This is a genomic window from Klebsiella sp. F11 (genome assembly GCF_056712265.1).
This window is the reverse complement of record NZ_CM160060.1, coordinates 3086487-3098428: the sequence shown is the minus strand read 5'-3', so window position 1 is coordinate 3098428 and position 11942 is coordinate 3086487. Positions and strand designations below refer to the sequence as shown.

15 protein-coding genes are annotated in these 11942 nt (G+C 63.6%); 13 read left to right on the top strand and 2 right to left on the bottom strand.

Annotation, left to right across the window (positions count from 1 at the left end; translation table 11 throughout):
• Positions 1-87: 87 nt before the first annotated feature.
• The 13 genes from paaA (at position 88) to paaY (ending at position 11269) form a co-directional block, all read left to right on the top strand.
• Positions 88-1017, top strand: a complete 930-nt coding sequence (paaA, locus tag AC1M2H_RS15375; protein WP_480147997.1) for a 1,2-phenylacetyl-CoA epoxidase subunit PaaA — start codon at positions 88-90, stop codon at positions 1015-1017.
• 11 nt (positions 1018-1028) lie between these two features.
• A complete protein-coding gene (paaB, locus tag AC1M2H_RS15370) occupies positions 1029-1316 on the top strand; it encodes a 1,2-phenylacetyl-CoA epoxidase subunit PaaB (RefSeq protein WP_480147996.1) in 288 nt (95 codons plus the stop codon).
• A gap of 7 nt (positions 1317-1323) precedes the next feature.
• On the top strand, positions 1324-2079 hold the full coding sequence (gene paaC / locus AC1M2H_RS15365; RefSeq protein ID WP_480147995.1) for a 1,2-phenylacetyl-CoA epoxidase subunit PaaC: 756 nt from the start codon (positions 1324-1326) through the stop codon (positions 2077-2079).
• Between the two features lie 12 nt (positions 2080-2091).
• Positions 2092-2589: a 1,2-phenylacetyl-CoA epoxidase subunit PaaD gene (paaD, locus tag AC1M2H_RS15360; protein WP_480147994.1), complete on the top strand. Its 498-nt coding sequence runs from the start codon at positions 2092-2094 to the stop codon at positions 2587-2589.
• A 7-nt stretch (positions 2590-2596) separates the two neighbouring features.
• Positions 2597-3667 (top strand): 1,2-phenylacetyl-CoA epoxidase subunit PaaE, encoded by a 1071-nt coding sequence (gene paaE / locus AC1M2H_RS15355; RefSeq protein WP_480147993.1) that lies wholly within the window; start codon positions 2597-2599, stop codon positions 3665-3667.
• The gene (gene paaF, locus AC1M2H_RS15350) at positions 3664-4431 is read left to right on the top strand and encodes a 2,3-dehydroadipyl-CoA hydratase PaaF (RefSeq protein WP_480147992.1); all 768 of its coding nucleotides are present in this window, start codon (positions 3664-3666) and stop codon (positions 4429-4431) included. Before paaE ends, paaF begins: the two co-directional genes overlap by 4 nt.
• Positions 4432-4433: 2 nt before the next feature.
• Positions 4434-5222 carry a 2-(1,2-epoxy-1,2-dihydrophenyl)acetyl-CoA isomerase PaaG gene (gene paaG / locus AC1M2H_RS15345; protein ID WP_480151951.1) on the top strand — a complete coding sequence of 263 codons (789 nt, stop codon included), beginning with the start codon at positions 4434-4436 and terminating at the stop codon, positions 5220-5222.
• A gap of 3 nt (positions 5223-5225) precedes the next feature.
• Complete coding sequence (locus AC1M2H_RS15340; protein WP_480147991.1) at positions 5226-6653, top strand: 3-hydroxyacyl-CoA dehydrogenase; 1428 nt, start codon at positions 5226-5228, stop codon at positions 6651-6653.
• A complete protein-coding gene (gene paaI, locus AC1M2H_RS15335; protein ID WP_480147990.1) occupies positions 6643-7065 on the top strand; it encodes a hydroxyphenylacetyl-CoA thioesterase PaaI in 423 nt (140 codons plus the stop codon). The genes AC1M2H_RS15340 and paaI overlap by 11 nt, the downstream gene beginning before the upstream one ends.
• Complete coding sequence (pcaF, locus tag AC1M2H_RS15330; RefSeq protein ID WP_480147989.1) at positions 7065-8270, top strand: 3-oxoadipyl-CoA thiolase; 1206 nt, start codon at positions 7065-7067, stop codon at positions 8268-8270. Before paaI ends, pcaF begins: the two co-directional genes overlap by 1 nt.
• A 26-nt stretch (positions 8271-8296) precedes the next feature.
• Complete coding sequence (paaK, locus tag AC1M2H_RS15325; protein ID WP_480147988.1) at positions 8297-9613, top strand: phenylacetate--CoA ligase PaaK; 1317 nt, start codon at positions 8297-8299, stop codon at positions 9611-9613.
• A gap of 123 nt (positions 9614-9736) precedes the next feature.
• Positions 9737-10663 carry a phenylacetic acid degradation operon negative regulatory protein PaaX gene (gene paaX / locus AC1M2H_RS15320; RefSeq protein ID WP_480147987.1) on the top strand — a complete coding sequence of 309 codons (927 nt, stop codon included), beginning with the start codon at positions 9737-9739 and terminating at the stop codon, positions 10661-10663.
• Positions 10664-10672: 9 nt separating this feature from the next.
• Complete coding sequence (gene paaY / locus AC1M2H_RS15315; RefSeq protein WP_480147986.1) at positions 10673-11269, top strand: phenylacetic acid degradation protein PaaY; 597 nt, start codon at positions 10673-10675, stop codon at positions 11267-11269.
• Positions 11270-11294: 25 nt separating this feature from the next.
• Here the strand turns inward: paaY and nadS are convergent, their stop codons facing one another.
• Both nadS and AC1M2H_RS15305 read right to left on the bottom strand, forming a co-directional pair.
• On the bottom strand, positions 11295-11579 hold the full coding sequence (nadS, locus tag AC1M2H_RS15310; RefSeq protein WP_480147985.1) for a NadS family protein: 285 nt from the start codon (positions 11577-11579) through the stop codon (positions 11295-11297).
• 1 nt (position 11580) lies between these two features.
• A complete protein-coding gene (locus AC1M2H_RS15305; protein WP_480147984.1) occupies positions 11581-11913 on the bottom strand; it encodes a type II toxin-antitoxin system RelE/ParE family toxin in 333 nt (110 codons plus the stop codon).
• Positions 11914-11942: the final 29 nt, after the last annotated feature.

Sequence of the window (11942 nt, the reverse complement as noted above, 5' to 3'; positions counted from 1 at the left end):
TTTATTTAACCTGAGTGTAACTTTTATAAAACAAAGTGATTCACAAAAATTTATTTGTTGAATTTACATGAATCATAAGGTGATGACGTGACAGAAGAACAACGCTTTGACCAGCGCATCGCGCAGGATACGGCCATCGAACCGCAGGACTGGATGCCCGATGCCTATCGCCAGACGCTGATCCGCCAGATTGGCCAGCATGCGCACTCCGAAATTGTCGGCATGCTGCCGGAAGGGAACTGGATCACCCGCGCGCCGACGCTGCGCCGCAAGGCGATCCTGCTGGCTAAAGTGCAGGATGAGGCCGGCCACGGCCTCTATCTATACAGCGCGGCGGAAACCCTCGGCTGCGCCCGGGAAGATCTCTATCAGAAGATGCTCGACGGGCGGATGAAGTACTCCTCCATTTTTAACTACCCCACGCTGAGCTGGGCGGATATCGGCGTGATCGGCTGGCTGGTGGACGGCGCCGCCATCGTTAACCAGGTCGCCCTGTGCCGCACCTCCTACGGCCCGTACGCCAGGGCGATGGTCAAAATCTGCAAAGAAGAGAGCTTCCATCAGCGCCAGGGATTTGAAGCCTGCATGGTGCTGGCCCAGGGCAGCGATGAGCAGCGGCGGATGCTGCAGGACGCGATCGACCGCTTCTGGTGGCCGGCGCTGATGATGTTTGGCCCGAGCGATGACAGCTCGCCCAACAGCGCGCGCAGCATGGCGTGGAAGATCAAGCTGCACTCCAACGACGAGCTGCGCCAGCGCTTTGTCGACAACACCGTCCCGCAGGTGGCGATCCTCGGCATGCAGGTGCCGGACCCCGACTTGCAGTTTGATGAAGCCAGCGGACATTACCGCTTCGGCGAAATCAACTGGCAGGAGCTGAACGAGGTTATTAGCGGCCGCGGGATCTGCAACCACGAACGGCTGGCCGCCAAGCGTAAAGCCTGGGAAGAGGGGGCATGGGTGCGGGAAGCCGCGCTGGCCCATGCGCAAAAACAACACTCCCGCGATGCGGCGTAAGGAGCACCACCATGAGCAACGTTTACTGGCCGTTATATGAAGTTTTTGTCCGCAGCAAACAGGGACTCTCGCACCGCCACGTGGGCAGCCTGCACGCCGCCGACGACCAGATGGCGCTGGAAAACGCCCGCGATGTCTACACCCGCCGCAGCGAAGGCTGTTCGCTGTGGGTGGTGAAGGCCAGCGAAATTATCGCTTCGCAGCCGGAAGAACGCGGCGAATTCTTTGACCCGTCGGAGAGCAAAATCTACCGCCATCCTACTTTCTACAGCGTGCCGGACGGCATGGAACATATGTGAGGCAGCGATGAATAACCTGAATCCCGTTGCAGCTTATGCTCTGCGTCTCGGCGATAACGGCCTGGTACTGGCCCAGCGCCTGGGCGCGTGGTGCGGCCACGCGCCGGAGCTGGAGATCGATCTGGCGCTGGCCAATATCGGCCTCGACCTGCTCGGCCAGGCGCGAAATTTCCTCAGCTACGCGGCGGAGCTGGCGGGGAGCGGCGATGAAGACACCCTGGCCTTTGGCCGCGACGAGCGCCAGTTCCACAACCTGCTGCTGGTGGAGCAGCCGAACGGCAGCTTCGCCGACACCATCGCCCGCCAGTTCTTTATCGACGCCTGGCATGTAGAGCTGTTTACCCGCCTGGCGGAGAGCCGCGATGCGCAGCTTGCCGCCATCGCCGCCAAGGGGCTGAAGGAGGTGCGCTATCACCTGCGCTTCAGCCGCGGCTGGCTGGAGCGGCTGGGCAACGGCACGACGCTCTCCGCGCAAAAAATGCAGCAGGCGGTTGACGGCCTGTGGCGGTTTACCGGCGAGCTGTTTATGGCCGACGCCCTGGAGCTGAGCCTGGCCGAAGAGGGGATTGTCGTTGACCCGTGCGAGCTGCAGGAGCCGTGGCAGAGCGCGGTGCATACCGCGCTGCTGGAGTCGGGCCTGCGGATCCCGCAGGAAGCGGCGTTTCGCAGCGGCGGTAAGCAGGGCCTGCACAGCGAGCACCTCGGACCGATGCTCGCGGAGATGCAGTATCTGCAGCGCGCCTATCCCGGCCAACAGTGGTAGCAGGAGGAGACTATGCAGCGACTCAGCGCTATCGCGCCCGCCGACGTTCACGCTATCTGGGCCCTGCTCAGCGCGATCCCCGACCCGGAAGTGCCGGTGCTGACCATTACCGACCTCGGAATGGTGCGCAGCGTGGCGCCGCGCGGCGAGGGTTGGGTGATTGGCTTTACGCCGACCTACTCGGGCTGCCCGGCGACGGAGCATCTGCTGAGCGAGATCCGCGCGACGATGGCCCGCCACGGCTACACGCCGGTGCATATTGTCCTCCAGCTTGATCCGCCGTGGACCACCGACTGGATGAACCCGACGGCCCGCGAGCGCCTGCGCCAGTATGGGATCAGCCCGCCGCAGGGACACGCTTGCCACGCCGATATGCCGCAGGAGGTGATCTGCCCGCGCTGCGGCAGCGTCCACACCTCGCTGATCAGCGAATTCGGCTCTACGGCCTGCAAAGCGCTCTACCGCTGCGACAGCTGCCGTGAACCCTTTGATTACTTTAAATGTATTTGAGGTTGCCATGACCACGTTTCATTCGCTTACCGTCGCGAGAGTGGAGCCGGAAACCCGCGATGCGGTGACCATTACCTTTGCGATCCCCGACGCGCTGCAGGCGGAGTACGCCTTCCGTCCCGGCCAGCATTTGACCGTGAAAGCCCGCCTCGGCGGGGAAGAGCTACGCCGCTGCTACTCCATCTGCCGCAGCCGCACGCCGGCGGAAATCAGCGTGGCGGTGAAGGCTATCGACGGTGGCCGCTTCTCCCGCTATGCACAGAACGATATCCACCAGGGCATGGCCCTGGAGGTGATGGTGCCGCAGGGCCATTTTGGCTACCAGCCGCAGGCCGAACGCCGGGGCGAGTACCTGGCGATCGCCGCCGGCTCCGGCATTACGCCGATGATGGCGATTATCGGCGCCACGCTCGCCACCGAAGCGCAGAGCCGCTTCACCCTGATTTACGGCAACCGCAGCAGCCACAGCATGATGTTTCGCCAGGCGCTGGCGGACCTGAAAGACCGCTATCCGCAGCGGCTGCAGGTGATTCATCTGTTCAGCCAGGAGTCGATGGACAGCGACCTGCTGCAGGGGCGCATCGACGGCGACAAGCTGCGCGCGCTCTCCGGCCGTCTGCTCGACTTCAGCCGCTTCGACGAGGCCTTTATCTGCGGCCCGGCGGCGATGATGGATGAAGCGGAAGCCGCGCTGGGCGAACTGGGGATGGCGGCGCACGACATTCATCTCGAACGCTTTAATACCCCGGGAAGCAGCGTCAAACGCGCGACCGGCGTGCAGGCAGAAGGACGCACCGTCACCATTCGTCAGGACGGCCGCGACCGGCTGGTGGCCCTCAGCGCGGAGGATGACAGCATTCTCGACGCGGCGCTGCGCCAGGGGGCGGATCTGCCGTTCGCCTGCAAAGGCGGCGTCTGCGCCACCTGCAAGTGCAAGGTGCTGCGCGGGGAAGTGGCGATGGCGGCCAACTACAGCCTTGAGGCCGACGAACTGGCGGCCGGCTACGTGCTTAGCTGCCAGGCGCTGCCGACCAGCGGCGACGTGGTGGTAGATTTTGACGCCCGGGGGATGGCATGAGCGAACTGCTGATGACCCGCCACGGGCGGGTGCTGCATCTGACCCTCAACCGCCCGCAGGCGCGCAATGCGTTAAACAATACGCTGCTGACTTTGCTTGCCGAGGCGCTGGAAGCCGCGGCGGCCGACCCGGACGTTAGCGCCTGCGTGATTAGCGGCGGCCAGCGCGTGTTTGCCGCCGGTGCCGACCTTAACGAAATGGCGGAGAAAGATCTGGCCGCCACGTTCGACGATATCCGCCCCCGCCTGTGGGCGCGAATCGACGCCTTCAGCAAGCCGCTGATTGCGGCAGTGAACGGCTACGCCCTCGGCGCGGGCTGCGAGCTGGCGCTGCTCTGCGACCTGACGGTCGCGGGGGATAACGCCCGCTTCGGCCTGCCGGAAATTACCCTCGGCATAATGCCCGGCGCGGGCGGCACCCAGCGGCTGATCCGCTGCGTCGGCAAGGCGCTGGCCAGCCGCATGGTGCTGAGCGGCGAAACGATCGACGCCCGCCGGGCGCAGCAGGCCGGGCTGGTGAGCGATATCTATCCGCCGGCGTTAACCGATGAGTATGCCCTCAGGCTGGCCGCCACCGTGGCCCGCCACTCGCCGCTGGCGCTGCGGGCGGCGAAGCAGGCGCTGCGCCAGGCGCAGGAGGTGGGGCTGCAGGCCGGGCTCCAGCAGGAGCGCCAGCTGTTTACGCTGCTCAGCGCGACGGAAGATCGACGCGAAGGCATCGACGCCTTTTTACAAAAACGTACCCCGCAATTTAAAGGACGCTAATGGTGGAAGCTTTTATTCTCAGCACCGTAGAACAGGGCGTGATGACGATTACCCTTAACCGTCCGGATCGCCTGAACAGCTTTAATGACGTGATGCATCAGCAGCTGGCCGAGTACCTGACCCAGGCCGAACGGGATGAGAGCGTGCGCTGCCTGCTGATTACCGGCGCCGGGCGCGGCTTTTGCGCCGGCCAGGACCTTAACGACCGCAACGTCGACCCCAGCGGCCCGGCGCCGGATCTGGGCCTGTCGGTGGAGCGCTTTTATAACCCGCTGGTGCGCCGCCTGGCGGCGCTGCCCAAGCCGGTGATTGCGGCGGTGAACGGCGTGGCGGCCGGGGCCGGGGCAACCCTGGCGCTGGGCTGCGATATCGTCCTCGCCGCGCGATCGGCGAATTTTGTTATGGCCTTCAGCAGGCTTGGGCTGGTGCCCGACTGCGGCGGCAGCTGGTTCCTGCCGCGGATCGCCGGGCGGGCCCGGGCGATGGGGCTGGCGCTGCTGGGCGAGAAGCTCAGCGCCGAGCAGGCCGCGCAGTGGGGGATGATCTGGCAGCTGGTGGAGGATGCCGAACTGGCGGACACCAGCCTTCAGCTGGCCCGCCACCTGGCGGCGCAGCCGACCTTCGGCCTTGGCCTAATTAAGCAAGCTCTGCTGGCCGCGGAAACCAACGGCCTCGATGCTCAGCTTGACCTGGAACGCGACTACCAGCGCCTGGCCGGACGCAGCGCCGACTACCGCGAAGGCGTGAGCGCTTTTCTCGCCAAACGTCCTCCACGGTTCAGCGGGAAATAGCCTATGAGTACAACACTGCAAACCGTCGCCGTGATCGGCGGCGGCACTATGGGGTCAGGGATTGCGGAAGTTGCCGCCGGCGCCGGACATCAGGTGCTGCTCTACGATATCGCCGGCGATGCGCTGACCCGCGCGGTGGACGGTATTCGCCAGCGCCTGGACTCGCGCGTCGCGCGCGGCAGGCTGGCGGCAGAGCAGGCCGAGGCGCTGCTGGCCCGCATCGTGCCGACGACGGAGCTGGCCGCGCTGGCGCCGGCGCAGCTGGTCATTGAAGCAGCATCCGAGCGTCCTGAGGTTAAAAAAGCGCTGTTCAACCAGCTGGCGGAGATCTGCTCGCCCTCGACGCTGCTGACCAGCAACACTTCATCGATTTCGATTACCACGATTGCCGCCGGGGTGAAGCACCCGGAGCGCGTGGCCGGCCTGCACTTCTTTAACCCAGCGCCGGTGATGCAGCTGGTGGAGGTGGTCAGCGGCCTGGCCACCTCGCCGGAAGTGGTCGAGCAGCTGTGCCGGTGTGTCACCGCGTGGGGCAAGCAGCCGGTGCGCTGCCGCTCAACGCCGGGGTTTATCGTCAATCGCGTCGCGCGCCCGTTCTACGCCGAAGCCTGGCGGGCGCTGGAGGAGCAGGTGGCTTCCGCGCAGGTCATTGACGCCGCGCTGCGCGACGGCGGCGGCTTCCCGATGGGGCCGCTGGCGCTGACCGATTTGATTGGCCAGGACGTCAACTTCGCGGTGACCTGTTCGGTATTTAACGCCTTCTGGCAGGAGCGGCGCTTCCTTCCCTCGCTGGTTCAGCAGGAGCTGGCGCTGGCCGGGCGGCTGGGCAAAAAGAGCGGGCAGGGGGTGTACCGCTGGCCGCGGGACGCCGAGGCGGATCTGACCCTCAGCGCGGTGGCCGAGACGGCCGGTGCGACGACCATTAGCCGTAAAGGTGACAATGTCACCGAGCTTGACGAGCTGCTGCTGCTGGAGACTGAAGGCCACACCGCCGAGGCCCTCAGCGCGCGACACGGCCGTCCGGTGGTGGTTTATGACCACAGCGCCGGGGAGACGGTGGTGCTGGCGAGCGCCGAGTCTAACCCGCAGTCGGCCACCGATAAAGCGGTGCGCTATTTCCAGCAGCAGGGCAAAAAGGTGCTGCAGATTGCCGATTATCCGGGGCTGCTGGTGTGGCGCACGGTGGCGATGCTGGTAAACGAAGCGCTGGACGCGGTGCAGAAAGGGGTGGCCGACGCCGAAGATATCGATACCGCTATGCGCCTGGGGGTGAACTACCCGCACGGTCCGCTGGCGTGGGGCGCCCGGCTGGGCTGGAACCGGGTGCTGTGCCTGCTGGAAAACCTCCAGCAGCACTACGGGGAAGAGCGCTATCGCCCCTGTTCGCTACTGCGCCACAAGGCGTTACTGGAGATGCGCCATGAACGATAAGGCCTGGCGCAACGCGCGCGCGATGTACGAACTCGATACCTGCGCCCAAACGCTGGGGATCGACATTATTGAGATGGACGAGGGCTACGCGCAGATGACCATGACCGTTGCGCCGAACATGCTTAACGGCCATCAAACCTGCCACGGCGGGCAGCTCTTTTCCCTCGCCGACACCGCCTTTGCCTACGCCTGCAACAGCCAGGGACTGGCGGCGGTGGCCTCGGCGGCAAGCATCGATTTCCTGCGCCCGGCCTTTGTCGGCGACCAGCTGGTCGCCACCGCACGGGTCAAGCAGCAGGGCAAACTGACCGGCGTTTACGACATTGAAATCGTTAACCAACAACAAAAAATTGTGGCCCTGTTTCGCGGCAAATCGCACCGCATCGGCGGCACAATCACAGGAGAAGTCTGATGCGTGACGCCTTTATTTGTGACGGAATTCGTACGCCAATCGGCCGCTACGGCGGAGCGCTCGCCGGCGTGCGGGCCGACGATTTAGCCGCCATTCCGCTGCGCGAGCTGCTGAGCCGCAATCCGCGTATCGATCCCGACTGCATTGACGATGTGATTTTCGGCTGCGCCAACCAGGCCGGGGAAGATAACCGCAACGTGGCGCATATGGCGACGCTGCTGGCGGGCTATCCGCCGAGCGTCTCCGGTACCACCATCAACCGCCTGTGCGGCTCCGGGCTGGACGCGATAGGCTTTGCCGCCCGCGCCATTAAGGCCGGGGATGCCGACCTGATGATTGCCGGTGGCGTGGAGTCGATGTCGCGGGCGCCGTTTGTGATGGGCAAGGCCAGCGCGCCGTACCAGCGTCAGGCGGAGCTGTTTGATACCACCATCGGCTGGCGTTTTGTGAACCCGCTCATGCAGCAGCAATTTGGCACTGACAGCATGCCGGAAACGGCGGAGAATGTAGCCGAATTGTTAAATATTAGCCGCGCTGATCAGGACGCGTTCGCCCTGCGCAGCCAGCGGCTGACGGCGAAGGCCCAGCGCGACGGCATCCTGGCGCAGGAGATCGTGCCGGTGCAGATTATCGGCAAGAAGGGGGCGGTCAGCGCCGTTCGCGACGATGAGCATCCGCGCGCCGAAACTACCCTGGAGCAGCTTTCTCAGCTAAAAACCCCGTTCCGCAAGGGCGGCGTGGTCACCGCCGGCAACGCCTCCGGGGTCAACGACGGCGCCGCGGCGCTGATTATCGCCAGCGAACGGCAGGCGCTGGCCCAGGGGCTAACCCCGAAGACGCGAATCGTGGCGATGGCGACCGCCGGGGTTGAGCCGCGGCTGATGGGGCTCGGGCCGGTGCCTGCCGTGCGTAAAGTGCTGGAGCGTGCGGGGCTGAACATTAACGATATGGACGTCATTGAGCTGAACGAGGCCTTCGCCGCCCAGGCGCTGGGCGTGCTCAGGCAGCTGGGGGTGGCGGACGATGCCGCGCACGTTAACCCCAACGGCGGCGCCATCGCTCTCGGCCACCCGCTGGGAATGAGCGGAGCCCGGTTGGCGCTGAGCGCGAGCCTGGAGCTGCAGCGCCGCGGCGGGCGCTACGCCCTGTGTACGATGTGTATTGGCGTGGGTCAGGGCATTGCCATGATCCTCGAGCGAGTGTGAGCTAATTTACCTGCGAGTACCCTAAAATGATAACTAATACAAAATTAGATCCGATTGAAAACGCTTCTCGTGACGAATTACAGGCTCTGCAAACCCAGCGTCTGAAGTGGACTCTGAAACACGCTTACGACAACGTTCCGATGTATCGCCGCAAGTTTGACGCGGCCGGCGTGCATCCTGATGATTTCCATGAGCTGAGCGACCTGAGCAAGTTCCCGTGCACCACCAAGCAGGATCTGCGCGATAACTACCCGTTCGATACCTTTGCGGTGCCGATGGAGCAGATTGTGCGCATCCACGCTTCGTCCGGGACCACCGGCAAGCCGACGGTGGTGGGCTACACGCAAAACGATATCGATACCTGGGCCAATATCGTCGCCCGCTCCCTGCGCGCCGCCGGCGGCACGGCAAAAGATAAAATCCACGTCGCCTACGGCTACGGCCTGTTTACCGGCGGCCTTGGCGCACACTATGGCGCGGAGCGTCTGGGCGCCACGGTGATCCCGATGTCCGGCGGCCAGACGGAAAAACAGGCGCAGCTGATCCGCGATTTTCAGCCGGATATGATTATGGTCACGCCCTCCTACTGCCTGAACCTGATTGAAGAGCTGGAGCGGCAGATGGGCGGCGATGCCAGCCGCTGCGCGCTGCGGGTTGGCGTATTCGGCGCCGAGCCATGGACGCTGGCGATGCGGGCGGAAATCGAACGTCGTCTCGGGATCACCGCGCTGGATATCTACGGTCTGTCGGAAGTGATGGGGCCGGGCGTGGCGATGGAGTGCCTGGAAACCGCCGACGGCCCGACCATCTGGGAAGACCATTTTTATCCGGAGGTTGTTAACCCGCACGACGGCACGCCGCTGGCGGATGGCGAAAACGGCGAGCTGCTGTTCACCACCCTGACCAAAGAGGCGCTGCCAGTGATCCGCTACCGTACCCGCGATCTGACCCGCCTGCTGCCGGGCACCGCGCGCAGCATGCGGCGGATGGATCGCATCAGCGGACGCAGCGACGACATGCTGATTATTCGCGGCGTCAACGTCTTCCCGTCGCAGCTGGAGGAGGAGATCCTCAAGGTCGAGCATCTGGCGCCGCACTACCAGCTGGAGGTCAATCGTCGCGGCCATCTTGATTCACTTTCGGTACGCGTGGAGCTGAAGGAGAGCAGCCTGTCGCTGAGCCACGAGCAGCGCTGCCAGATCTGCCATCAGCTGCGCCACCGCATCAAGTCGATGGTCGGCATCTCCACCGATATCAGCATCGTCAACTGCGGCAGCATTCCGCGTTCTGAAGGGAAGGCCTGCCGGGTGTTCGACCTGCGTAAGGTCGCCGCCAACGGCTAGGTTGGTTCTCCCCGGCGCGCGTCTCAGCGGGCCTGCGATTCCCCGGACGGACGCCGCGCGCCCACGGGGAATTCCCTGTGCTATGATTCGTCATGGACCTATAACCGCAACGGAATGAATCAGATGAGCAGGCTTGATAATTTTATTCAACAGGCGGCGACGGCGATGCCGATTAGCGGGACCTCGCTGATCGCCTCGTTGTACGGCGATTCCCTGCTGCAGCGCGGGGGCGAAGTGTGGCTCGGCAGCGTGGCGGCCCTGTTCGAAGGGCTGGGGTTCGGCGAACGCTTTGTGCGGACGGCGCTGTTTCGCCTCAACAAGGAGGAGTGGCTGGACGTGGTGCGTATCGGCCGCCGCAGCTTCTATCGTCTGAGCGACAAAGGGCTGCGCCTGACCCGCCGCGCGGAGCACAAAATCTATCGCGCCGGCGCCCCGGAGTGGGACGGCACCTGGCTGCTGCTGCTCTCCGAGGGGCTGGAAAAAAACACCCTCGCGGAGGTGAAAAAGCAGCTTCTGTGGCAGGGCTTTGGCGCGCTGGCGCCGAGCCTGCTCGCCTCGCCGGCGCAGAAGCTGGCGGACGTGCAGTCGCTGCTGCACGAGGCGGGGGTAGCGGAAAACGTTATCTGCTTTGAAGCGCACTCTCCGCTGGCGCTCTCCCGAGCGGCGCTGCGCGCGCGCGTCGAGGAGTGCTGGCATCTGACCGAGCAGAACGCGATGTACGAAACCTTTATTTCGCTGTTTCGCCCGCTGCTGCCGCTGCTGCGCGACGTCGATAGCGCGGAGCTGACCGCAGAGCGCTGCTTCCAGATCCAGCTGTTGTTAATCCATTTTTATCGGCGGGTGGTGCTCAAAGATCCGCTGCTGCCGGAGGAGCTGCTGCCGGCGCACTGGCTGGGGCAGACCGCGCGCCAGCTGTGCATCAATATTTATCAACGCGTCGCGCCCGGCGCGCTGGCCTTCGTCAGCGAGCACGGGGAGAGCTCGGTCGGCGAACTGCCGGCGCCGGGGCCGCTCTATTTTCAACGTTTTGGCGGCCTGACCGCCGCTTAAGGAGAGCCGATGCCGATTTATCAGATCGACGGTATGACCCCGGTGGTACCGGATGAGAGTTACGTTCACCCCACGGCGGTACTGATTGGCGACGTGATCCTTGGTAAAGGCGTCTACGTCGGCCCTAACGCCAGCCTGCGCGGCGATTTCGGGCGCATCGTGGTGAAAGACGGCGCCAACATTCAGGATAACTGCGTGATGCACGGCTTTCCCGGCCAGGATACGGTGGTCGAAGAGGACGGGCATATCGGCCACGGGGCGATCCTGCACGGCTGCGTGATTGGCCGCAACGCGCTGGTGGGGATGAGCGCGGTGATTATCGACGGCGCGACGATTGGCGAGAACAGCATCGTCGGCGCCTCGGCGTTCGTTAAGGCCAAAGCCGAGATGCCGGCCAACCATCTGATCGTCGGCAGCCCGGCGAAGGCCATCCGCGCCCTGAGCGAGCAGGAGATCGCGTGGAAAAAGCAGGGGACGCGGGAGTATCAGGCGCTGGTCGAGCGCTGCCAGCAGACGCTGCACCAGGTGGAGCCGCTAAAAGAGGCGGAGCCGCAGAGAAAGCGGCTGGAGTTTGATAAAAACCTGCGGCCGAAATCATCATCCTGAACCAGAGCCCTCCGGCATTGAGGGCCTAATATTTAGCCAGCTCGCCAAAGAGCGCCGGGTTCGCCTGAATCGCCGCCAGCACTTTTGCCGCGAGTCCCGTTGGGTTACGGCGCCTGGATTCCCAGCTTTTAATGGTATCCACGCTGGTTCCCAGCGCTTGCGCCATTTCCGCCTGGGAAACGTTCAGCTGCGCCCGAATGGCTTTCACGTCAGCAATCTCATAGCGAGTCACGCGGGCCGGGGCTTTCTCGCCATTTTTGATATCAACGGCTTCTTTGAGAGACGTTTGAAGCTCATCAAAAAAACTCATGTCACACCTCATTTTTCAGTCGTTTTGCTAGTTTTTTGAGCTGCGCTTTTTCAGCATCGGTCAGATTATCTTTGATGCTTTTTGGGTACGCCAAAACCAGATAGATAATCTCAGCGGTTGCGAGGAAATAAATCACCCTCGCGCTGCCGCTTTTACCCTGAACGCCTGTCGCCATCCTGATTTTCCGTAATCCACCCGTATTCTGGATGATATCCCCGGCATCCGGATTGCCAATGAGCTCTTTCTGCAGCGCCCGAAGCTCGTCGTCAGTAGCAAGCTGTTTTATCTGCCGGGTAAACAGCGGCGTTTCGATAAATTCAATCGCACAGCACATGAGTACGCTCCATATTAAGGTACCATGTA

Bases quoted from the DNA above. Each gene is read 5' to 3' on its own strand.
- pcaF (WP_480147989.1), top strand. From the start codon at position 7,065: ATGCGTGACGCCTTTATTTGTGACGGAATTCGTACGCCAATCGGCCGC.
- paaB (WP_480147996.1), top strand. From the start codon at position 1,029: ATGAGCAACGTTTACTGGCCGTTATATGAAGTTTTTGTCCGCAGCAAA.
- paaD (WP_480147994.1), top strand. From the start codon at position 2,092: ATGCAGCGACTCAGCGCTATCGCGCCCGCCGACGTTCACGCTATCTGG.
- paaK (WP_480147988.1), top strand. From the start codon at position 8,297: ATGATAACTAATACAAAATTAGATCCGATTGAAAACGCTTCTCGTGAC.
- paaI (WP_480147990.1), top strand. From the start codon at position 6,643: ATGAACGATAAGGCCTGGCGCAACGCGCGCGCGATGTACGAACTCGAT.
- paaY (WP_480147986.1), top strand. From the start codon at position 10,673: ATGCCGATTTATCAGATCGACGGTATGACCCCGGTGGTACCGGATGAG.
- AC1M2H_RS15340 (WP_480147991.1), top strand. From the start codon at position 5,226: ATGAGTACAACACTGCAAACCGTCGCCGTGATCGGCGGCGGCACTATG.
- AC1M2H_RS15305 (WP_480147984.1), bottom strand. From the start codon at position 11,913: ATGTGCTGTGCGATTGAATTTATCGAAACGCCGCTGTTTACCCGGCAG.
- paaE (WP_480147993.1), top strand. From the start codon at position 2,597: ATGACCACGTTTCATTCGCTTACCGTCGCGAGAGTGGAGCCGGAAACC.
- paaX (WP_480147987.1), top strand. From the start codon at position 9,737: ATGAGCAGGCTTGATAATTTTATTCAACAGGCGGCGACGGCGATGCCG.
- nadS (WP_480147985.1), bottom strand. From the start codon at position 11,579: ATGAGTTTTTTTGATGAGCTTCAAACGTCTCTCAAAGAAGCCGTTGAT.
- paaC (WP_480147995.1), top strand. From the start codon at position 1,324: ATGAATAACCTGAATCCCGTTGCAGCTTATGCTCTGCGTCTCGGCGAT.
- paaF (WP_480147992.1), top strand. From the start codon at position 3,664: ATGAGCGAACTGCTGATGACCCGCCACGGGCGGGTGCTGCATCTGACC.